22 protein-coding genes and 1 pseudogene are annotated in these 20,892 nt (G+C 73.5%); 11 read left to right on the forward strand and 12 right to left on the reverse strand.

Annotation, left to right across the window (positions count from 1 at the left end; genetic code table 11):
* Both AB0O00_RS11405 and AB0O00_RS11410 read right to left on the reverse strand, forming a co-directional pair.
* Window positions 1–161 (reverse strand): annotated as a pseudogene (locus tag AB0O00_RS11405) (AraC family transcriptional regulator); the annotation flags it as partial.
* A gap of 73 nt (window positions 162–234) precedes the next feature.
* Entirely contained in the window at window positions 235–1,737 is a 1,503-nt protein-coding gene (locus AB0O00_RS11410; RefSeq protein ID WP_363650525.1) for an alpha/beta hydrolase, read from the reverse strand.
* A 140-nt stretch (window positions 1,738–1,877) separates the two neighbouring features.
* Between AB0O00_RS11410 and AB0O00_RS11415 the strand changes: the two genes are divergently transcribed.
* Window positions 1,878–2,831, forward strand: a complete 954-nt coding sequence (locus AB0O00_RS11415; protein WP_363650527.1) for a MerR family transcriptional regulator — start codon at window positions 1,878–1,880, stop codon at window positions 2,829–2,831.
* Between the two features lie 64 nt (window positions 2,832–2,895).
* A complete protein-coding gene (locus AB0O00_RS11420) occupies window positions 2,896–3,660 on the forward strand; it encodes a winged helix-turn-helix domain-containing protein (RefSeq protein ID WP_363650529.1) in 765 nt (254 codons plus the stop codon).
* Between the two features lie 39 nt (window positions 3,661–3,699).
* On the opposite strand, the gene AB0O00_RS11425 is transcribed toward AB0O00_RS11420, so the two are convergent.
* The 4 genes from AB0O00_RS11425 to AB0O00_RS11440 form a co-directional block, all read right to left on the reverse strand.
* Window positions 3,700–4,194, reverse strand: coding sequence for a DinB family protein (locus AB0O00_RS11425; RefSeq protein WP_363650531.1), 495 nt, complete (start codon window positions 4,192–4,194; stop codon window positions 3,700–3,702).
* Window positions 4,194–5,000: a VOC family protein gene (locus AB0O00_RS11430; RefSeq protein WP_363650533.1), complete on the reverse strand. Its 807-nt coding sequence runs from the start codon at window positions 4,998–5,000 to the stop codon at window positions 4,194–4,196. The genes AB0O00_RS11425 and AB0O00_RS11430 overlap by 1 nt, the downstream gene beginning before the upstream one ends.
* Window positions 5,001–5,194: 194 nt before the next feature.
* A complete protein-coding gene (locus AB0O00_RS11435) occupies window positions 5,195–7,552 on the reverse strand; it encodes a terpene synthase family protein (protein ID WP_363650534.1) in 2,358 nt (785 codons plus the stop codon).
* 355 nt (window positions 7,553–7,907) lie between these two features.
* Entirely contained in the window at window positions 7,908–8,255 is a 348-nt protein-coding gene (locus AB0O00_RS11440) for a DoxX family protein (protein ID WP_363650536.1), read from the reverse strand.
* Window positions 8,256–8,530: 275 nt separating this feature from the next.
* Here AB0O00_RS11440 and AB0O00_RS11445 point away from each other — a divergent pair, with 275 nt between their 5' ends.
* Window positions 8,531–9,130 (forward strand): HhH-GPD-type base excision DNA repair protein, encoded by a 600-nt coding sequence (locus AB0O00_RS11445; RefSeq protein ID WP_363650538.1) that lies wholly within the window; start codon window positions 8,531–8,533, stop codon window positions 9,128–9,130.
* 71 nt (window positions 9,131–9,201) lie between these two features.
* On the opposite strand, the gene AB0O00_RS11450 is transcribed toward AB0O00_RS11445, so the two are convergent.
* Entirely contained in the window at window positions 9,202–9,603 is a 402-nt protein-coding gene (locus AB0O00_RS11450) for a DUF4345 domain-containing protein (RefSeq protein ID WP_363650540.1), read from the reverse strand.
* Between the two features lie 104 nt (window positions 9,604–9,707).
* Between AB0O00_RS11450 and AB0O00_RS11455 the strand changes: the two genes are divergently transcribed.
* Complete coding sequence (locus tag AB0O00_RS11455) at window positions 9,708–10,316, forward strand: helix-turn-helix domain-containing protein (protein ID WP_363650542.1); 609 nt, start codon at window positions 9,708–9,710, stop codon at window positions 10,314–10,316.
* 15 nt (window positions 10,317–10,331) lie between these two features.
* On the opposite strand, the gene AB0O00_RS11460 is transcribed toward AB0O00_RS11455, so the two are convergent.
* Complete coding sequence (locus AB0O00_RS11460; RefSeq protein ID WP_363650544.1) at window positions 10,332–10,544, reverse strand: KTSC domain-containing protein; 213 nt, start codon at window positions 10,542–10,544, stop codon at window positions 10,332–10,334.
* An 80-nt stretch (window positions 10,545–10,624) separates the two neighbouring features.
* Complete coding sequence (locus tag AB0O00_RS11465; RefSeq protein ID WP_363650546.1) at window positions 10,625–12,115, reverse strand: MFS transporter; 1,491 nt, start codon at window positions 12,113–12,115, stop codon at window positions 10,625–10,627.
* Window positions 12,116–12,211: 96 nt separating this feature from the next.
* Here AB0O00_RS11465 and AB0O00_RS11470 point away from each other — a divergent pair, with 96 nt between their 5' ends.
* The gene (locus tag AB0O00_RS11470; protein ID WP_363650548.1) at window positions 12,212–13,180 is read left to right on the forward strand and encodes a YafY family protein; all 969 of its coding nucleotides are present in this window, start codon (window positions 12,212–12,214) and stop codon (window positions 13,178–13,180) included.
* Between the two features lie 12 nt (window positions 13,181–13,192).
* Here the strand turns inward: AB0O00_RS11470 and AB0O00_RS11475 are convergent, their stop codons facing one another.
* Entirely contained in the window at window positions 13,193–13,711 is a 519-nt protein-coding gene (locus AB0O00_RS11475) for a YbhB/YbcL family Raf kinase inhibitor-like protein (RefSeq protein ID WP_363650550.1), read from the reverse strand.
* Between the two features lie 83 nt (window positions 13,712–13,794).
* On the opposite strand from AB0O00_RS11475, the gene AB0O00_RS11480 reads away from it, so the two are divergent.
* Both AB0O00_RS11480 and AB0O00_RS11485 read left to right on the forward strand, forming a co-directional pair.
* Complete coding sequence (locus AB0O00_RS11480) at window positions 13,795–14,469, forward strand: rhomboid family intramembrane serine protease (RefSeq protein ID WP_363650552.1); 675 nt, start codon at window positions 13,795–13,797, stop codon at window positions 14,467–14,469.
* Between the two features lie 98 nt (window positions 14,470–14,567).
* A complete protein-coding gene (locus tag AB0O00_RS11485; RefSeq protein WP_363650554.1) occupies window positions 14,568–15,734 on the forward strand; it encodes a hypothetical protein in 1,167 nt (388 codons plus the stop codon).
* A 4-nt stretch (window positions 15,735–15,738) separates the two neighbouring features.
* Here the strand turns inward: AB0O00_RS11485 and AB0O00_RS11490 are convergent, their stop codons facing one another.
* Window positions 15,739–17,304 (reverse strand): helicase HerA-like domain-containing protein, encoded by a 1,566-nt coding sequence (locus AB0O00_RS11490; protein ID WP_363650557.1) that lies wholly within the window; start codon window positions 17,302–17,304, stop codon window positions 15,739–15,741.
* A 188-nt stretch (window positions 17,305–17,492) separates the two neighbouring features.
* Between AB0O00_RS11490 and AB0O00_RS11495 the strand changes: the two genes are divergently transcribed.
* Together AB0O00_RS11495 and AB0O00_RS11500 are read left to right on the forward strand one after the other, a co-directional pair.
* Entirely contained in the window at window positions 17,493–17,789 is a 297-nt protein-coding gene (locus AB0O00_RS11495; protein ID WP_329927244.1) for a type II toxin-antitoxin system VapB family antitoxin, read from the forward strand.
* Between the two features lie 292 nt (window positions 17,790–18,081).
* The gene (locus AB0O00_RS11500) at window positions 18,082–18,768 is read left to right on the forward strand and encodes a LytR C-terminal domain-containing protein (protein WP_363650566.1); all 687 of its coding nucleotides are present in this window, start codon (window positions 18,082–18,084) and stop codon (window positions 18,766–18,768) included.
* 76 nt (window positions 18,769–18,844) lie between these two features.
* Here the strand turns inward: AB0O00_RS11500 and upp are convergent, their stop codons facing one another.
* Window positions 18,845–19,480, reverse strand: a complete 636-nt coding sequence (gene upp / locus AB0O00_RS11505; RefSeq protein ID WP_363650560.1) for a uracil phosphoribosyltransferase — start codon at window positions 19,478–19,480, stop codon at window positions 18,845–18,847.
* A gap of 163 nt (window positions 19,481–19,643) precedes the next feature.
* On the opposite strand from upp, the gene AB0O00_RS11510 reads away from it, so the two are divergent.
* Both AB0O00_RS11510 and AB0O00_RS11515 read left to right on the forward strand, forming a co-directional pair.
* The gene (locus tag AB0O00_RS11510) at window positions 19,644–19,880 is read left to right on the forward strand and encodes a hypothetical protein (RefSeq protein ID WP_363650562.1); all 237 of its coding nucleotides are present in this window, start codon (window positions 19,644–19,646) and stop codon (window positions 19,878–19,880) included.
* Between the two features lie 236 nt (window positions 19,881–20,116).
* Entirely contained in the window at window positions 20,117–20,692 is a 576-nt protein-coding gene (locus AB0O00_RS11515; RefSeq protein ID WP_363650564.1) for a hypothetical protein, read from the forward strand.
* Window positions 20,693–20,892 lie beyond the last annotated feature (200 nt).

Raw genomic sequence — 20,892 nt, forward strand, 5'->3', positions numbered from 1 at the left:
GATGACGCCCCGACGACGCCCGCCCGACCAGGACAGCACAGCAGGTCCATGCAGCCGTCGGGCAGGACCGGCGCGGCCGAGGGTACGGGCAGTACGGCCGCGCGCGTCCACACCACCGCACCGCGGAGGCGGGACGCGCGCTCGGAGTACTCGGGGGCCACACCTCGGAGGTTACGCCGCCGACCACGCCGCCGACCAAGCCCCCGACTGCGCCCCCAACCACGCCCCCGGAAGCTACGCCCGCAGGTGCCGCAGGACCGAGGCGGCGGCCCGGGCGACGGCGTCCCGGACCTCGTCGGTGTGGTCGGCGACCTCGAAGCCGTGGTGCCCGCCCGGGACGTCGATCACCTCCAGCTCCGCCTTGTGCTCCCCCGCCGCCGCGACGAACCCGGCGACCGTCGCCGCGATCGTCTCCGCCTCCAGTCCGGCCCGGCCGAGCACGATCGGCAGCCGGCCCGCCCCGGCCACCGCCTCCGCCGGGCGGAAGCGCCGGTCGACGCCGTCCCAGCCGGGCAGCGGCGCGAGGATCGGGTAGTTCATGGCGAGGCAGCGCAGCCAGGACGGCGGGGCGGCCAGCCAGTCGGCGGTCAGCAGGCCGCCGCCGGAGAAGAACCAGAGCGCGATCCGGTCGCCGTCCACGCGCGGGTGGGCGCGCAGCGCCTCGACGGCCGCGGCGATCCGCTCGGCGGACTGCGCATGGCCGTGCAGGTCGTGCAGCCCGTGCTCGACCGTCGCGCCGACGACGCCGAGGCTCGCCGCGTACCGGCCGTAGCCGACGTACATCGGCCAGTCGCGCGGGGTGGGCCGGGTGTCGGCGGGGACGGGGCCGCCGTGGACGAACAGGACGGCGGGCACAGGGCCCTCGGCTTCGGGCAGGTAGACGTCGAGGTCACCGACCCGCTCGTGCGCGCAGTCCGGCAGCGGGTGCTCCGGGGTGTCCAGGACGTGCGGGCGCATGAACGTCGGCTCCTCGGCGGCGGCGGACGGCGGGGCGATCCGGTGGCCCTCGCCGGCGGCGGCCCTGAGCAGGAGGTCGGCGAGCTCGTCCGGGCGGGAGAGCATCGGCCAGTGGCCGGTGTCGAGGTCGAAGAAGCCCACCCGGGGGTCGGCCAGGAACCTGAACTGCGGCATGCCCGTGCGCACCATCGCCTCGACGGTGGCGATCGCGACGCCGCCCGAGGTGCAGAGGATCCCGGTGGTCGGCACCGAGGCGACGGCGCCGGACAGCCGCAGGGGCTCGGTGAGGGTGGCGACGGGCTGCGCGGTGGCCAGCTCGGTGAGCCGGTCCAGCGCCTCGGCGGTGAGGCCGTCGATGCTCCCCCAGCGGTGCCACTCGCCGCGGCCGGGCGCCGGGAGGAGGCCGTCCGCGGGCCGGCGGGCGGGGTCGGTCAGCAGCTCGCGGGCGAGCTGGTCGGGGACGAGCTGGACGGCCCGGTCGCCGTCCACCGGCAGGCCGGCGTCCAGGTAGACGATGCGGGTCAGGCGGTCGGCGCGCCGGTCGGCGGCGCCGAGCACCGGGTGGATGCCGTACTCGTGGCCCACCAGGACGAGTTCGGGGTCCGCGGCGGCGTCGATCAGGCGCAGGACGTCCTCGACGTGCGTCTCCAGGCCGGCGTCGCCCCCGCCGGCGAGCGTCGCCTCGTGCACCTCGGCGCCGGCCGCGCGGAGCCGGGCACTCACCTCCCGCCAGATCCAGCCCCCGGTGAAGTGGCCTGCTACCAGCACGAATGCGGTCATGTCGGGTCTCCTCGTCTCGTCGCTCGCGATCACCGGACGGCCAACGCGCCGTCAGGCGCCGCCCGTGGTCACCAGTCCGACCCCCGTACGGCCGGGCGATGCGGGTACCGTAGGAACTCCCCCTGAGGGAGGTTCAAGCCTTGCCACCGGCCGTCCTGTGGAGCATCGGTGAGCTCGCGGAGCACGCGGGCGTCACCGTCAAGACCGTCCGCTTCTACTCCGACCGCGGGCTGCTGCCCGAAGCCGGGCGCAGCTCCGGCGGCCACCGGCGGTACGGGCCCGAGGCGCTCGACCGGCTGCGGCTGATCCGCTCGCTGCGCACGCTCGACCTGCCCGTCCCGGAGGTCGGCCGGCTGCTGGAGCAGGACGAGACGCTGGGGGAGGCGCTGGAGGACGCGGTGTCCCGGCAGTTGAGCGAGCTCGGCTCCCAACTGACCGCCCTGCGCTGGCGGGAGGCCGCCCTGCGGCTGCTGCACGACTGCCCGCCGGAGGAGCGCGCCGACCGCCTGACCCTGATCGGCGGGCTGACCACCCCGCCGGACACCACGCCGCTGGCCCGCTTCTGGCGGCGCGCGCTGCCGCTCCGGATGCCCGCCCGGCTGACCGCCGCGATCGTCGACGCGGCCGTCCCGCAGCCCCCGGCGGACCCGGCGCCCGCCCAAGTGCTCGCGTTCGCCCGGCTGAACGCGCTGGTCTCCCAAGGCTGTTCGGGTCCGAGCCACTCCCCCACCGGCAAGGGCAGCTGCCCGAACCAACTCGCCCGCACGGACCACGAGTACCGGCCGGCCGTGCTCTACGAGGGGCTCGGCGAGGCCTACGACCTGGCCTCGGCGGAGCTGCGCGCCGGCCGGGACCCGTACGACGGCGGGGCGCTCGACAACTTCGTCGCCGCGCACGCCGCCTCCCGTTCGGTCCGGGACACGCCGGACTTCCGGCGCCGGCTGCGGGTCATGCTCGACGTCACCGACGACCCGGTGATCGCCCGCTACTGGGAGCTGGCCGGCGAGCTCACCACACCCGACCAGCCCACCCTCGGCCGGGCGCACGCGTGGCTGCGGGCAGCGCTGGCGGGGCAACTGGCGGCAGCGGCCTGACGGGTCCCGGGCCGCCCCTGCCGTTTCGGCCACGGCCGAAGCGTCTCCGCGCGACCATGGGGGCATGTCCCTCGCCCAGCTGGCCGCCCTGCTCGCCGACCCCACCCGCGCCGCGTTCTGCGGCGCACTGCTCGACGGCCGCGCCTGGACGGCCGGCGAGCTGGCCCGGCACGCGGGCGTCGCGCCGTCCACGGCGAGCGAGCACCTGACCCGGCTGATCGCGGGCGGTCTGCTTGCCGAGGAGCGACAGGGACGGCACCGGTACGTCCGGCTGGCCGGGCCCACCGTCGCGACGCTGATCGAGGACCTCACGGTCTTCGCCGAAACCGCCTTCGCCCGAACCGCCTCCGCCGAAACCGCCGTCGCCGGAACCGCCTTCGACAGGACCTCCCCCGGCAGCGGCCCGGCACCGGGCAACCTCCGCGAGGCCACCCGCAGGAGCGCCGAGGCCCGCGCCCGCACCTGCTACGACCACCTGGCCGGCCGCCTCGGCGTGGCCGTCGCCGACGCCATGCTCGACCGCGGCCTGGTCGGCGACGACGGCGGGCTCGCCCTCACCCGGGACGGACGCGCGTGGCTCGCCGAGCAGGCCATCGACCTGCCGCCGCGGGCGGGCGGCAGCGGCGCCCGCCCGGTGGTCCGCACCTGCCTGGACTGGACGGAACGCCGCACCCACCTCGGCGGGGCGCTGGGCGCGGCGCTCTGCCGGACGGCACTGGAGCGCACGTGGGTGCGGCGGATCGGCACCGGCCGCGCCCTGCGCGTCACCCCCGACGGGGACCGCGCGCTGCGCGAACTCCTCGGCGTGCAGCTGGAGACGGACGCCTAGCGCCGTGGGCGCACAGGACCACGGCATCAGGCGCACGCCCTAACCCATCGTCTTCGCGCCGTCCAGCGACTCCCGCAGGATGTCCGCGTGCCCGGCGTGCTGCGCCGTCTCCGCGAGGACGTGCAGCAGCACGCGCCGCACCGACCACGTCGCCCCGGGCTCGAACCACGGCGCCTTCGGCAGCTCGTGCGCGAGGTCGAGGTCCGGCAGCGTCCTGACCAGCTCGTCCGTCTCCCGGGCCACTTCCTCGTAGCGGGCGAGCAGCCCGGCGAGCGTCTCGCCGTCGAGCATCCGGAACAGGTCGGCCCAGTCCTCCGGCGAGCCGCCGCCGCGCCGCATCGCCTCGGCGCCGCCGACCGCGAACCGCATCCAGCGCGCCTCCACCGCGGCCACGTGCTTGACCAGGCCGCCCAGGCACAGCTCGCTGACCGTCGTGCGCCGGGCCGCCTGCTCGTCGGTGAGGTCGCGGACGGTGTACCGCAGGAAGCCGCGGTGCTTGCCGAGCGTCTCGACGAAGTCCTCGCGCTCGCCCATCACGCGTCCGTCAGACCGGGCATGGGGCCGGCGGTCGTCCCCGTGTCGATGATCCCGAAGGCGGCGCCCTGCGGGTCGCCGACCACCGCGAACCGGCCGAACGGGCTGTCCATCGGCTCCATGTGCACGGCGCCGCCGCCCGCGCGCAGCCGGGCGATCGCCGCGTCGACGTCGGCCACCGCGAAGTACACGCTCACGTACGAGGGCACCTCGGGCGGCAGGTCGGCCGGGCCCATCGCCATCCGGCCCAGCACCGGTCGCTCACCGAGCCGGAAGATCTTGTAGTCGACCTGCTTGGTGTCCATCTTCTGCACGCCGTACGGGAAGACCGCCGGGAAGAACCCGTCGGCCTTGGCCGGGTCGCGGGTCACCACCTCGGCCCAGCAGTACGCGCCGGGCTCGCCCTGCTTCTCGAAGCCCTCGTGCGTGCCGGCCTGCCAGACGCCGAACACGACGCCGCCCGGGTCCTTGGCGATCACCATCGTGCCGAAGTCGCCGACCTGCATCGGGCCCATCAGCACCTCGCCGCCGTTGCCGCGGATCTTCTCGGCGGTGGCGGCGGCGTCCGGCGAGGCGAGGTACAGGCACCAGGCGGACGGGGCCTGGGTGCCGTCCGGGCCTGGCATCGGCGGCACGACGGCGGCAACGGCCTTGCCGTCCGAGTAGGCCTGCGTGTAGTTGCCGAACTCCGACGAACTCTCGCCGAAGGTCCAGCCCAGGACGTCGCCGTAGAAGGTCTTCGCGCCCTCCAGGTCGGTGAACATCGCGTCGGCCCAGCAGGGTGTGCCCTCAGGTAGCGCGGCCATCTGTCTGCCCTCTCGTGCGGCTCTGGTGCGAATCACGTTCGGCTCTCGCATGCGGCGATATGCCCGGTTTGCCCCTCATTCGGTCACCCTAGCCAGTCCCCCCGCCGACCGCGCGCCCGCGCCCGCGCGCGCCCGCAGCACGGCGCGGCCGGCCGGAGCCCGCCCCGACCGGCCGCGCCACACCCCGCCCCCGGCTACCCGACCACCACCACCGACGCCACGCGGGCCGCCGACGTACCCAGCCCCGTCGGCCCGCTGGGCACCACGCCCGCCCGCGGCATCTCGACCTGCGGCACCTCCACCTGCGGCGCCTCCGCACGACCGAAGTGCCGCCTCAGGTCCTCCTCGCCGTACCGACGGCACTCCCGGTGCCAGTGCAGGATCCCGGCGATCCAGTTCTCCAGCTCCCCGACGTACCCGCCGAGCAGCTCGCGCGCCGCGCCGTCGAGCCCGAAGTCGTCGAACAGGACCGGGAGTTCCTTCTCCGCGACGTGCTGGAACTGGGCGAGCCGCGAGTGCATCAGGTCGTCGACGATCCGGACGGCCGACGGGTAGTCGCAGCCGAAGAAGTTCTGGACCACCAGGACGATGTTGTGCACCTCGCCCTCGTACTCGATCTCCTTCTGGTACGAGAACAGGTCGTTGATCATGCAGGCGTAGTCGGCCGCCGAGTTCTCCAGCGAGCGCATCACGCCGTGCTCGTACACCTCGGGTGGAACCGTCCGGCCGTGGCCGATCCGGCTGAGGCTCATCGTGAGGTCGGAGCCGAAGGTGGCCCGGCGCATCTCCAGGTAGTCGACCGGGTCCGGGATCCGGTGCTGCACCTGGTTGGCGATCTCCCAGACCCAGCTGTGGAGCATGTCCTCGACGCTCCCGCGCACCTTCCGCCGGGACTCGGCGGTCATCGGCCCCGCCGTCCGCTCCCAGACGTAGGCCAGGCCGCGCTCCAGGGCGTTGGCAGGCTCCGGCACCAGGCCGCCGTCGTCGAGCGGCATGAACAGCGACAGCCGCTCGACGGCGGCCTTCGCCCCGGCCAGGTCCCGGGTGCTCCCGTGGACCCGGGGGAAGTAGTCGTCGGCCCAGGTGCCCCACAGCAGCCAGGCCGAGCCGAGGTCGAGCTGGTCGGCCGTGGCGTCCGGGTGCATGCCCGCCATGCAGAGCGGGAGGTCGTAGTCACGGGTGGACTCGGCCGTCCAGAGCGCGGACCCGGGAACGCCCGGCAGGTCGTCCAACAGGCCCATCCGCTGGGCCCATTCGACGGCCCGGTCGCGCGCGCCCGCCAGGTGCGGGCTCAGGGCCAGGGGGAACGGCACCCGGAACTCGGGCAGTCGGGACGGCCCGACGTGCCGGAACGGCACGTGGCCGTGCGAACGCGCCCGCCGCACCGCCGGATTCACGGTACCCGGCCCGGCGGGCGCCGCGGGTACGTCCGCCGCCTCCGGCACGGGCCCGCCGCCGCGCACCAGCTCCAGCGCCGACGTGCCGATCCCGCCGATCGCGAACGGGTCCCAGCCGCCCACGGCCTCGGCGGAGGCCTCGGAGACGGATTCCGCCGCCGCACCCCCGCCGTTCATGTAGCGACTCGACCGCATGTGCCACTCGTGCCCGCCGGACTGCCAGTCCTGCAGCCCCTTGACGTACGTCAGCACCCGCGCGCGGCCGATCGGTTCGAGCCCGGTCTCGGCGAACAGCACGGGCAGTTCGGTGAACACGGTGTTCTCGAACTGCTGGAGCCGCGAGGTGAGCAGGTCGTTGACCGCCTCCGCGGCCTCCTGGGTGGAGCACTCCAGGAACCGCTCCAGCACCAGGATGCCGTTGCTCAGCTCGCCCTCGTCCTCCACCTCCCGCTGGTAGGAGAAGATGTCGTTGCGCAGGTGCACGGCGTCGGCGAAGGCGTCCATCAGCACCCGCAGCGCGCGCGAACCCGAGACCTCCTTCGGCACCTCCGCCCCGGCGGCCACCTCGACGAGCTGCGCGGACCACGGCGCGCCGCCGACCTTCCTGCGCATCTCGATGTACTCGACCGGGTTGGCGATCCGGCCGGCGTTGATGTTGGAGAGCTCCCACAGCGACTCGTCGAGCAGGTTCCTGGTGCTCTCGGCGAACCGGACCCGCCAGTCCTCGCCCATCGCCGGCACGGTGCGCCGCCAGAGGTCGGCCAGGCCCGCCTCGACCGGGTTCTCCGGCTCGGGCACCGGGGCGGCCGGGTCGGCGGGCATGAACAGCGGCAGCCGGTCCAGGTGCGCCTTGCCGCCCTCGCGGTCGTTGGTCCGCTTGTACACGTCGAGGAAGTGGTCGTCGAAGAAGAAGACCCACACGTACCAGTCGGTGACCAGCGACAGCGCCTCGGCGGAGGCGTCGGGGTGGGTGTAGGCGCAGAGCAGGCCGTAGTCGTGGGCGTCGAGGTCCGCCTGGTCCCAGATGCCGGACCCCTCCAGCATGCCCATCTCCCGTGCCCAGGCGGAGGAGTGGGCCCGGGCGTCGTCGAGATGGGGGTTGAGGCGCGCCGGGTGCGGCACGTAGAAGGACGGCAGTTCGAACGGCTGGGTCACGGCGGGCGAGCCTTTCTGGACGCGTCGATTGGACCAAGAATGACCCGCGCGCCCTTCCCGGCACCGGCACAACAAGAACAGTCATATGAGATGACCCACTTGCTCGAACCCCCGGTCGAACTCCCGCCCGAGCGACCGCTCAACGCCGGCCCGCCCGTACGGGATCGGACGCCCCACCTGCCTCACCTGCCACAACCACCCGCCCAGCGGAGCGCACACCCACCGGCGCGCGCCACCAGCCCCGCCCCCTCACCACGCACGCACCACCCGCGAGCCCCTGCGGCTCCGAACGGCCGGAAGGACGGGCCGAGTTCGGCCCGTCCTTCCCGGGTGGCGTACTGCGAGGTCGGCCGCTTCAGGCCGCCAGGCCGAGGACCAGCGAGGCCGCCGCCGGAGCGAGGTAGACCAGCGGGAACGGCACGTGCGCGTAGCAGCGGGCACGGACGACGGTCAGCGCAGCACCGGCGAAGTAGAGGATCAGGCCGATGGCGGCGAGACGGCCGATCCCCGGGACGAAGAGGCCCACCAGGAGGCCTGCGGCGCCCGCGGCCTTGGCGATCCCGAGCCACACCCACCAGCTGCGCGGGACGCCGTACTCGGCGAGCGGCTCGACGACGTACTTGGCTCCGGCGAAGACCGAACCGGCCGAGAAGCCGGCCATGACGGCGCCGAGGACGGTGACGATGACGTAGGCCATGGACATTGAAGTGCTCCCCACTCGCTGGCTGGTTGGTCCGACACTCCTTCGACCCGCGGGACGCGGCGAGTGTGACCGCCACGGGGGAAAAAATGTTCCGCCCAGCGGTGGGGTGTTGGCACCGGACGCCCCCAACAACCGCTCCGCCAACGAACAAACCAGCCGCACCAAGGCCTTGATCCTCAAGAGTTCCCCACCTACGGGCGTGTTGACCACCACCCCTCCCGCGCCGTCGACCAGACTGGGCGCCTACCCGACCGATCCACTCCGAGGAGGGCCCCATGGACGTCACCGTTCGGCTCGCACAGCAGCCCGAGGCCGACGAACTGCTCGGACGCAGTGCGCTCGCCGCGCTCGTCGGCATGCTGCTGGACCAACAGGTGCCCATGGAGTGGGCGTTCACCGGCCCGCTGACCATCGCCCAGCGGCTCGGACGGAACGACCTGGACGCCCACGAGATCGCCACGTACAACCCCGAGGAGTTCGTGGCGCTGCTCTCCGCGAAGCCCGCCGTGCACCGCTACCCGGCCGCGATGGCCAAGCGGGTGCAGCAGCTCTGCCAGTTCCTCGTGGCGCAGTACGACGGCGAGGCCGCCGCGCTGTGGAAGGACGCCAGGACCGGCAAGGAGCTGCTGAGCCGGCTCAACGCGCTCCCCGGCTTCGGCAAGCAGAAGTCCCAGATCTTCCTGGCGCTGCTCGGCAAGCAGTACGGCGTGCGGCCGGACGGCTGGCGCGAGGCGGCCGGCGCGTACGGCGAGGAGGGCGCGCACCGCTCGGTCGCCGACATCACCGGGCCCGAATCCCTCGTCCTGGTGCGGGAGTTCAAGCAGGAGGCGAAGCGCGCCGCGAAGGAGGCCAAGGCCACCGCCAAGGCGCGCTGAGCAAGCACGGCCGCCCGGCCCGCCCGACCCGCCGGCCCACCAAAAACCGCCCGGCCGCCCGACCCGCCGACTCAGGCCGCCGCCGGCCGGGCGGCGGCCCTGCGCTCGTCCGCGTCCGCCAGCCAGAAGTACACCGGCGGCAGCCCGAGTTCGAGCGCGGCCAGCACCGCCTGGAACGCGCCCGGCCAGCCCGTCGCCGCGAGCGACAGCAGCCGCCCCGCGCCGCCGAGCAGGAACACGCCGGCGAGCCACCGGACGGTGCGCGCCGGGATCGTCGCCTGCCGGGCGAGCCGGATCCAGGCGGCGCCGTACCCGGCGAAGATCGCGCCCATGAAGCGGCCCCAGCTGTCGATCGTCGCCCCGGCGTGTTCTTCGCCGGGGAGCACGGCGTTCCCCACCAGCACGTGCGCGAGGCCGATCGCGACGCACGCGATCCCCATCGTCCACGCGAGCGCCCGCAGTGCCTTGGCCATGACCCACCCACCCCATCGCCCCGGTTGACGCATGCCGTCTGGTTGACACGTGTCTACTTCCATGAGGCACCCGCTAGTAGACACGTGTCAAGTAGTCTTCACCCGTGCCACCACGCCAGCGCCTCTCCCCCGCCGACCGCCGCGCCCAGCTCCTCTCCGTCGGCGCCCGGCTGTTCGCCGCCCGGCCGTACGAGGAGGTGCTGATGGAGGAGGTCGCCGCGCAGGCGGGCGTCTCCCGCGCCCTGCTCTACCGGCACTTCCCGGGCAAGCACGACCTGTTCGCCGCCGTCTACCAGCAGGCCGCCGACCAGCTGCTGGCCCGGTCCCGCTTCGACCCGGCCGACACGCTCGTCGAGCAGCTGGTCGAGGGCATGGACGCGCACCTCGACTACTTCGTCGCCAACCGGCACGCCGTCCTCGCCGCGAACCGCGTCCTGGCCGGTGACCCGGTGATCCAGACGATCATGACGAACGAGCTCGACGCCCTGCGCTCCCGCCTCCTCGGCGTGCTCCCCCTCGCCGACGACGACACGCGCGCGGCGGTGTCCCAAGTCCTGCGCAGCTGGCTGGTGTTCGTCCAGGTGCTGGTCGTCGACTGGCTCACCGAGGAGACCTGCACCCGCACCGAACTGCGCGACGCCTGCATCGGCGGCTGCATCGGCGCCCTCCGCCCGCTGCTGCCCGTCGACCCGGCGCCCGACTGGCCGCGCTGAGAACCGCCGGGAGGATCACCCCAGCCGCCGGTACGGGTAGCGCCCCCGGATCCGCCGGACGAAGTAGCGGCCGTGGCTGTCTGCCGCCATCAGCTCCCGGTGCACCCGGGCCGGTACGGCCGCGTACTCGTACACGCGCCCGCCGAGGAACTCCAGCTCCAGCCGCCGCGCCGGGCGGTCGTACCCGACCGAGCGCAGCACCGAGGAGTCCACCGCCGTACGGTCCATGACCCAACCAGTGTGCGCACGAGGGCCCCGGCCGCGCATCGCGACCGGGGCCCTCGCCCGTAAGAGACCGTACGGAACCGTCAGACCAGCTCGGGCTCCCGCTCCTCGACGACCGCGTCCTCCGCGCCCGGCTCGGCACCCGCGGCGACGGCCTTGCGCCGCGGCAGCGCGAACATCAGCAGGAACACCACCACGAGCACCCCCGCGACCCACCACATCGCGTGGACGAAGGCCCCGCCGAACGCGTCCCCCACGGCCGTCGGCGCGACGACGTCGTCCATCGCCCCGAAGAAGGCCACCGAGACCAGCCCGAGCCCGAGCGCGTTGCCCACCTGCTGCACGGTGTTGATCAGGCCCGACGCCGAGCCGGCGTGCTCGCGCGGCACCTCCGCCAGGATCGCGTCGGTGATCGGCGCGACGATCAGCCCCATCCCGAGGCCCATCACCACCAGCGGCAGCGCCATCTGCCAGGGCGCGATCGCCGTCCCGTACCGGTCCGCCTCCCAGATGTAGGTGAGCACGCCCGCCGCCATCACCAGCGCGCCCGCCTGGAGCACCCGGCGCCCGAAGCGCGGCACCAGCTTCTGCACGGACAGCCCGGCCGCCGTCGAGACCGCGAGCGAGAACGGGATGCCGGTCGAGCCGGCCTTCAGCGGGCTCCAGCCGAGGCCGATCTGCATGTAGAGGGTCCACACCAGGAAGAAGATGCCGCAGACCACGCCGAAGGTGAGCTGCACCCCGATGCCGGCCGCGAAGGACTTCACCCGGAACAGCGAGAGCTCCACCAGCGGCGAGCCGTCCCGCCGCGCCTTGGCCTTCTCGTACACCACGAACAGCGCGAACACCGCGAGGCTGCCGGCCATCGACAGGTACCCCCAGAGCGGCCAGCCGGCCTCCCGCCCGTGCGTCAGCGGGTAGATCAGCATCAGCAGGCCGAGGCTCGCGAGGGCCACGCCCACCAGGTCCAGCTTGAGCGCCTTCTCGGCCTTGGACTCGCTGATGAACCGGCGCCCGGCCAGCAGGCCGGCCAGGCCCACCGGCAGGTTGATCAGGAAGATCGGCCGCCAGGCCAGGCCGAAGAGGTCCCACTGGGTGAGCAGCGCGCCGATCAGCGGCCCGGAGACGGCGCCGAGGCCGATCACCGCGCCGAACATCCCGAACACCTTGCCGCGCTCCTCCGCCGGGAACGTCGCGTGGATGATCGAGAGCACCTGCGGCACCATGAGCGCCGCCGTGCCGCCCTGGACCACCCGCATCGCGACCAGCATGTCCGGTCCGGTGGCCAGGCCGCACAGCGCGGACGCGAGCGTGAAGCCGCCGATGCCGACCAGGAACAGCCGCTTGCGGCCGTAGATGTCGCCCAGCCGTCCGCCGGTGATCAGGCCGATCGCGAAGGCGAGCGCATAGCCGCCGGTCACCCACTGGATGGCGCTGAAGGAGGCGCCGGTGTCCTCCTGGATGCTGGGGACGGCGATGTTGACGATGGTCACGTCCACCAGGTCCATGAAGGAGGCGACCATCACGATCGCCAGCGCGATCCACCTCCGCCGGTCGGTGTCCACTGTGCTCATCACACGCTCCTCGTTCGTCTCGCTCGTCGGCACGTGGAAGACGGTAGGGGGCATGTAGGCCAGATCCTGTCCCAGTTCTCCGGCATCCTGGACGGCATGACCGACACCCCGGCTCGCCTGCTGAACCTGCTCTCCCTGCTGCAGACCCCGCGCGAGTGGCCCGGCAGCGAGCTCGCCGAGCGGCTCGGCGTCAGCGCCCGGACGATCCGGCGCGACATCGACCGGCTGCGCGACCTCGGCTACCCGGTGCAGGCGACGATGGGCGCGGTCGGCGGCTACCGGCTGGTCGCGGGGACGGCGATGCCGCCGCTGCTGCTGGACGACGAGGAGGCCGTCGCGATCGCCGTCGGACTGCGGGCCGCGGCCGGGCACGCGGTGGTCGGCATCGAGGAGGCGTCCGTCCGGGCGCTGGGCAAGCTGCTCCAGGTGCTGCCGGGGCGGCTCCGGCACCGGGTGGGCACGCTCAACGCGGCCACCGTGCCGCTGATGACCGGGGACGGCCCGACCGTCGACCCGGACGACCTCACCGTGCTCGCCGGCGCCGTCGCCAACCACGAGCGCGTGCGCTTCGGCTACCGGGCCCGCGACGGCGCCGAGACCCGCCGCAACGTCGAGCCCGAGCGCCTGGTCTCGACCGGCCGCCGCTGGTACCTGGTCGGCTTCGACCTCGACCGGGACGACTGGCGGCTCTTCCGCGTCGACCGGCTCAGCGAGCCCTTCGCCACCGGCGCGCGCTTCACGCCGCGCCCGCTGCCCGCCGACGACGCCGCCGCGTTCGTCGCCGACAAGCTGCGCCGCCGGAACACGGCGTACACCATGGTCGCCACCGTGCACCGCCCCGCCGACGAGGTCGACCGCTGGATGCCCTGGACCGGGGACTACCTGATCGAGCCGATCGACGACCGCACCTGCCGGCTGCGCTCCCGGGGCGACTCGCTCAAGTGGCTGGCGTCCGGACTGCTGCTGCTCGACTGCGAGTTCGAGGTGCACGAGCCCCCGGAGCTGATCGACCACCTGCGTACCCTGGCCGGCCGCGCCACCCGCGCGGCCGACCGGGCGCACTGAGACGACGGGACGTCAGACCCCGTACTCAGCGGTGAGCAGCGCCCGTCCGCGGGTGTGGAACGTGAGGTGGAAGCCGACCTGCGCCGGCGGGGTGTCGGCGGAGACGTCCAGCTTCTCGACGTCGAGCGCGTGCACCGCGAACACGTAGCGGTGCGGGGCGCCGGGCGGCGGGGCGGCGCCGTCGTACCGGTTCCCCGGGAAGTCGTTGCGCCCGTGGAAGGAGGCCGTGCCCGGCAGGGCGTCGTCCGAGGAGCCCGCGCCGCGCGGCAGTTCGGTGGTGTCGGCGGGCAGGTTCAGCGCGAGCCAGTGCCACCAGCCGGAGCCGGTCGGCGCGTCCGGGTCGTAGCAGGTGACGGCGATGCCGCGGGTGCCCTCGGGCAGGCCCGACCAGGACAGCTGCGGCGAGAGGTTGCCGCCGGCGTGGATGAACTCCTTTGCCAGCGTGCCGCCTTCGGTGATGTCCGCGCTGGTCAGCGGGAAGGACGGCACCTGCGGCAGGAACTCGTACGGAAGCGGCGGACGGACACTCATGGCGTGCACCTCTCACGGTCGGGATGACACCGGTCACTGTAACGGGGTGCACGTCCGATCCGGTCGCCCCTAAAGTCGACTCCATGGCCTCGAAATTCGCCCAGTTGCTCTCGGACTCCCGCCGCGCGCTGTTCACCATGCTCGGGATCCAGGCCGTCATCTGGTCCGTGCAGGTGCTGAACTGGCTGGACGACTACGACCTGTCCACGGAGTTCGGTCTGCGCTCGGAGCGGATCGGCGACCTGCCCGAGATGTTCACGATGCCGTTCCTGCACTTCAGTTGGGACCACATCATCTCCAACTCCTGGCCGCTGTTCGTGCTCGGCTTCCTGGCCGCCTACCGGGGCATGCGCAAGTTCCTGCTGGCCAGCCTGGTGATCGTGGTCTCCGGCGGGCTCACGGTCTGGCTGCTGGAGAGCCCGAACAGCGTGACGGCCGGGGCGAGCGGCATGGTCTACGGCTACCTCGGCTACGTGGTGCTGCGCGGGGTCCTCGACCGCAACGTGCTGGACGCGGTGGTCGGCCTCGGCGTCGCCGCGGTCTACTGGACGATCCTGATCGGCGTGCTGCCCGTCGTCCACGGCGTCAGCTGGCTGGGCCACCTCGGCGGGCTGATCGGCGGACTGGCCGCCGCCGTCCTGCTCCGCAACCAGGCGAACCAGGCGACCCGGGCGAACCAGGCAGCGCCGAAGCCCGCGCCGGCCCCCGCCGACTCCCGCTCCGCCCTGCTCAAGGAGCTGGACGACCTGGGCCTCTAGCCCGTCCGGCGCAGCGCCCGTCCAGCCAGGTATAGACCAATCCGAACCCCTGCGGCTAGCGTGGACGGCGCCCCCGCCCCCTGCTCCGGAGCCGCACCGTGGAGTCGTCCGTCCTCGCCTTCGCCACCGACCTGCTGGACGAGGGCCCCGACACCTTCTTCGGCAACCTCGCCGACCGCGCCGGGGTCGGCGGCGTCACCCTGGCCTCGGTCTACCACGAGGCCAGGGACGTCTTCCCGCACAACCCGCGCCGGGTGATCCGCTACCTGGAGCCGGGCGCCGCCTACTTCCGCCCCGACCCGGCCCGCTGGCACGGCCGCCGCCTCGCGCCCGTCCCGTCCACCGCCATCGGCGACCGCGACCCCTTCGCCGAGGCCGCCGACGAGGCCCGCCGCCGCGGCCTCAAGCTGCACGCCTGGACGGTGTTCTGCCACAACGACCGGCTCGGCTTCGCCCACCCCGACTGCGCCCCGGCCAACGCCTTCGGCGACCGCCACCTCACCGAGCTGTGCCCGGCGAACCCGGAGGTCCGCGCCTACGCGCACACCCTCGTCACCGACCTGGCCCGCTACGGCGTGGACGCGATCCGCGCCGAGTCGCTGCACTTCCACGGCCTGCGCCACGGCTACCACCACGAGCGCTACTTCGAGGAGCTCGGCCCCGCCGCCGAGGCCCTGCTCGGCGTCTGCTTCTGCCCGCACTGCCGCACGGCCGCCACCGGCGCGGGCATCCCCGCCGACGACGTCGCCGAGGCCGTGCGCGCCGAGCTGCGCCGTCGCCTCGCCGACGAGACGGCCGCCGCCGAACCGGCCGCACTGGACGAGCTCGCGGACGGCGCGTTCGCCGCCTACGTGGACGCCTCCGCCGCGACGGTCACCTCGCTGGCCGCCGACCTGTCCGCCGAGGCCCGGAGCCATGGCATGCGGCTGAGCTTCATGGACGGCGGCGGCCCCGGAAAGGGCTGGCTGTCCGGCATCGACCTGCCCGCGCTCGCCGGCGCGGCCGACCAGGTCGAGACGCTCGGCTACGCGAAGACCCCACAGGCCGTCCGGGAGAAGATCGCCGCCTTCGCCCTGCACGGCGTGCGCCCCCAGGACATGGCGGTCATCCTGCGCCCGATGTCCTCGGACTGCGACGGCCCGGAGAACCTCGCCGCCAAGCTCGCCGTCCTGCGCGAACTCGGCGTCCCCGAGGTCGAGTTCTACAACTACGGCCTGATGCGCCTGTCCTCCCTCGACCGCATCGGCGCCGCGCTCGCCAACTAGGGGCCTATCTCCTCCGCTTGGACGTCCCGAACAGGCTGCGCGAGATCTCCTGCCCGAGCTGCTTCCCGGCCGAGCGGGCGAGCGACTTCACCGTCGGGTTGTTCAGGAGCGAACCGAGCAGCCCGCCCGCCCCGGCGTGCGCGCCGGCGCGCTCGGCCTCCCGGGCCGCGTCGCGCGACGGCTCGGGGACGGGCGCCGGCGCGGCCTCGGCGCGCGCCGCCCTGGCCGCGAGCTTCTCGTACGCCGATTCGCGGTCGATCACGTCCCGGTAGCGCGCCGTCAGCGGCGAGGCGTCCACGAGCGCCCGGAGCGTGCCCTCCTCGATCGGCCCCATCAGCGACTGCGGCGCCCGCAGCCGGGTCGCCGCGACGGGCGTCGGCGCGCCCTTCTCGGACAGGACGGTCACCACGGCCTCCCCGGTGCCGAGCGAGGTCAGCACCTCGCTCAGGTCGTACGAGGACCGGGGGAAGGTGGAGACCGTCGCCTTGAGCGCCTTGGCGTCGTCCGGGGTGAAGGCGCGCAGCGCGTGCTGCACCCGGTTGCCGAGCTGGGCGAGCACGTCGGCGGGCACGTCCTTCGGCGTCTGGGTGACGAAGAAGATCCCGACGCCCTTGGAGCGGATCAGCCGCACGGTCTGGGTGATCGCCTCCAGGAAGGCCTTGGACGCGCCCTTGAACAGCAGGTGCGCCTCGTCGAAGAAGAACACCAGCTTGGGCTTGTCGAGGTCGCCGACCTCGGGCAGCTCCTGGTAGAGGTCGGCGAGCAGCCACATCAGGAAGGTGGAGAACAGCCGCGGCCGGTCCTGCACGGCGGGCAGCTCCAGCACCGAGACGACGCCCCGGCCGTCCGCCGCGGTGCGCAGCAGCTCGGAGGTGTCGAACTCGGGCTCGCCGAAGAACGCCCCGGCGCCCTCGTTCTCCAGCACCGTCAGCGCGCGGAGGATCACCCCGGCGGTGGCCGACGAGAGCCCGCCGACGGTCCGCAGCTCCTCCTTGCCCTCGGGCGAGGTGAGGAAGCCGATGACGGCGGTGAGGTCCTTGAGGTCGTACAGCTCCAGGCCGGCCCGGTCGGCGTAGTGGAAAACGAGGCTGAGCGAGGACTCCTGGGTCTCGTTCAGGTCGAGGACCTTGGCGAGCAGCAGCGGCCCGAAGCTGGTGACGGTGGCCCGGACCGGGATGCCCGCGCCCGCGCCGCCGAGCGAGAAGAACTCGGCCGGGCAGCCCGTGGCCGTCCACTCCTGGCCGACCTCGGCCGCCCGCGCGGCGGTGCGCTCACCGGGCGCGCCGGGCGCGGACACCCCGGAGACGTCCCCCTTGACGTCGGCGAGGAACACCGGCACGCCCTGCGCCGAGAGCTGTTCGGCGATCAGCTGGAGGGTCTTGGTCTTGCCGGTGCCGGTCGCGCCCGCGACCAGCCCGTGCCGGTTGAGGACGGCGAGCGGGACGCGCACCTGGGCGTCGGGGTAGGCCGTGCCGTCCAGGAGCACCGCGCCGAGGTCGAGCGCGGGCCCGGTGAAGGCGTAACCGTCGGCGATCTCCCGGACGGCCGGCGGGGTGAGGGCGGAGGACATCGGGGCACACTCCTGGGCAGAGCGGGATCGGGCCGCGCCAATGGGGCGGAACCTGACCGGAAACCGGGGGCGATGTTCGCGACATTTGCCATCAAAAAGCCGCAAACGTCCACCCGCAGTTCACACCCGAGCGCGTGGCGGCGTCGCGGCTGCTGCGCCATCCGCCGTCCGAACGGTAGGCTTTCCGTGTGATCTTCAAGCGCATCGGCAATGGGCGGCCGTACCCGGATCACGGCCGGACCAGCACCCGCCAGTGGGCCGACGTCGCCCCGCGCCCGGTGCGACTCGACCAGTTGGTGACCACCAAGGGACAGCTCGACCTCGAAACCCTGCTGGCCGAGGACTCGACCTTCTACGGGGACCTCTTCGCCCACGTGGTGAAGTGGCGTGGCGACCTCTACCTGGAGGACGGGCTGCACCGGGCCGTACGGGCCGCGCTGCAGCAGCGCCAGGTGCTGCACGCCCGTGTCCTCGACATGGAGTGACGGGCCCGCCCGCACGCTTCCGGACCGCCCCCTCGCCGCCGAGGCGGAGGGCGGTCCCGTCGTACCCGGACGCCTCCGCGCTCCCCTTTCGTACCCCCTTTCGGGTAGCCGGGTACTCCAGATGATGATCGTTTAGTACCTTCGCAGGCATCGGGCACTAATCTGCTGACTACGGCCGCGACCTGGGGAACCGTCCCCGCAGGCCGACTCGTCGTCATCCCGAGATCCGAATCCCGAGATCCCGAGTCATCCCGACCCCGCCCCGGCACCGAGGGGGAGACAAACCGTGAGCATGTTGACTCCCCAAGGCCTCAAGGGGAAGCAGTACCGCATCACCGGCAACGCCTATCCGCGGCTCGGCCGGCCGCCGAAGAAGAGCCGCAAGGTGATCGCCGGGCTCGCGGCGCTGCTCGCGCTGGCCCTGATCGGACTCGGCGGCGTTCAGCTCTACGACATCTTCACCGGCAAGAACAAGAACACCAGCGCGCAGGCCTGCGCCACGCCCTCCGGCAAGGCGCTCGCCGCCCCCACCCCCGGGGCCTCCCCGGGCGCGCCCGCCGCCTCCGGCGCCCCGGCGGCCGCCGGGCAGGGCGACCCGCACGCGATCCCGCAGCCGGCCACGGTCACCGTGAACGTCTACAACGCGACCACCAAGGCCGGCCTCGCCGGGCGGACCGCCGACGAGCTGAAGAAGCGCGGCTTCACCATCGGCAAGGTCGGCAACGCCCCGGCCGAGCTGGACAAGAAGGTGCCCGGCACCGCCCAGGTGATCGCCGGCCCGGCCGGCGCCGGCGCGTCCACCCTGCTCAGCTCGCAGATCGCGGGCGCCACCGCCACCGCCGACGCCCGCACCGACGCCAGCGTGGACTTCGTCATCGGCGACAGCTACAACGCCCTCCTGGACGAGACCCAGGCCGCCGCCGCGCTCGCCCTGGCCACCAAGCCCTCCCCCACCCCGACCGCCACCGGCAGCTGCTGAGCGCGCAGCGCCCACGGACGCGGAGAGCCCCCCGGCAGTGCGCCGGGGGGCTCTCGGTCGTTCAGGGGGGCGTGCGTCAGCCGGCGGTGCCGTACAGGCGGTCGCCCGCGTCACCGAGGCCGGGGACGATGTAGCCGTTCTCGTTCAGCCGCTCGTCCAGGGCGGCGGTGACCACGGTGACCGGCAGGTCCGCCAGCTCCCGCTTCATCACCTCGACGCCCTCCGGCGCGGCCAGCAGGACCACGGCGGTGACGTCGGTGGCGCCGCGCTCGATCAGCATCTTGATCGCCGCGACCAGCGTGCCGCCGGTGGCCAGCATCGGGTCGAGCACGTAGACCTGGCGGCCGGAGAGGTCGTCCGGCATCCGGGTGGCGTAGGTGGAGGCCTCCAGGGTCTCCTCGTTGCGGACCATGCCGAGGAAGCCGACCTCGGCGGTCGGCAGCAGGCGGGTCATCCCGTCCAGCATGCCGAGACCGGCCCGCAGGATCGGGACCACCAGCGGACGCGGGTAGCTGAGGCGGGTGCCGATGGTGACCGCCACGGGCGTGGTGACCTCCACCTCGTCGGTGCGGACGTCCCGGGTGGCCTCGTACGCGAGGAGGGTCACCAGCTCGTCGGTCAGGCGACGGAAGGTCGGCGAGTCGGTGCGCTCGTCGCGCAGGGTGGAGAGCTTGTGGGCGACCAGGGGGTGGTCGACGACGTGGAGACGCATGTACCGAGGTTAGCCCGGCGCCGGACGCCTGTACGACACGCCGCGGGCCCGCGGCGCGCGGCGGGGGCTCACTCTGTCGTGACACGCCGTGACGCAGGGCGAATGTCCGGACGGAACCGGTCGCCGTGGTATCAACCGGGCCGATCTGGGAATGTCACGTCTTATGACGAGCAACCCGAAGGCCGGGGGCGGCTCGGCGGAGGAGCCCACGGGCTCCTCGGGCGGCCGGGCGGGCCCGTCCGCGAGCCCCCCGGAGACCGAAGCGGAACGCCGCAAGCGGCGGGCCGTCTTCCTGCGCGAGCTCACCGAGGCGCGCGAACTGCGGGAGCGGGTCCAGCCCCGGCGGACCAAGGAGCGACGGATGCGCGAAGCGATGCGGATGCGAACCTTCCGGATCTGAGGCGGTTGCGGAGGGCCCGGGTCCGCCGTTCGACCGTCCCCGGACGGCCGGGGCGGCGCGCGGCCGGCCGCCGGCCGACGCTTCCGACACGACCTGCAAAGACGCGCTGCCGAACACCCCCCGCAAGGGCGGGCTTTCTGTCACGATTCCGATGGGACGGTCCGAACAGCGGGCCGCCTCTGGCGCGGGGGCGGCCAGATGTTCGCGTCGCCCGTGCGCGCCGACAGCCGAGACCGATGATCTTGGGAGTGTCCCTGGTGGCGTACTTCGCTGCAGTGCTTGCTCGCTCCGAGGACGGGTGGGACGTGAGCGAGACGGAGCTCGACGACGTCGAAACCCTGGCCGATCTGGCCGACCTGGCCCGCGACGCGGCGCAGGACGACGACAGCGTCCTGATCTTCATCGAACAGGAGGACGCCTGGTTCGCCATCGTCCGGGTGGACGGCGAGGAGGATCCGCGGATCTTCGTGTCGGACGGCGCCGCCGCCGCCCGCAGCTCGTACGGCTCCGTCCTCACCGACGAGCTGGTCGACCAGGCCGGCGAGAGCGAGTTCGGCGACCTCGACCACCTGGTCGTGGAGCTGGAGGACAGCGAGGAGGCCGAGGACCTGGGCGACGAGGCCGCCGACGACGCGGCCCCGCCCGGCGGCGTCCCGGTCGGCCCGCTCGGCGACTCGCACCTGCTGACCGAGTTCGGCCTGCCCTCCGACGAGCTGCTCGCCCTCAGCGGCGAGGGCGCGGTGCCGGGGGACGCCCTGGAGGAGATCGCCGAGGCCCTCGGCTGCGGCGAGGTCCTGGAAGCGGTCCGGTAGCGGGCAGCGGGCCGACCGGTGTCCGACGCCGGATGCCCGACACTGGATGCCATGCAGTCCGCCACCCCCGCAGCCCCCCTGATCGCCCCGCTGCCCGCCCCCGTCCGCCCCGACCCGGTCCGTGACCGGTGGGCGGCGCCGATGCGCCTCGCGATGGCCGAGGCCGCCCTGGCGCCGGCCACCGGCGACGTCCCGGTCGG

The sequence above is a fragment of the Kitasatospora sp. NPDC093558 genome (genome assembly GCF_040683475.1).
GTDB lineage: Bacteria > Actinomycetota > Actinomycetes > Streptomycetales > Streptomycetaceae > Kitasatospora.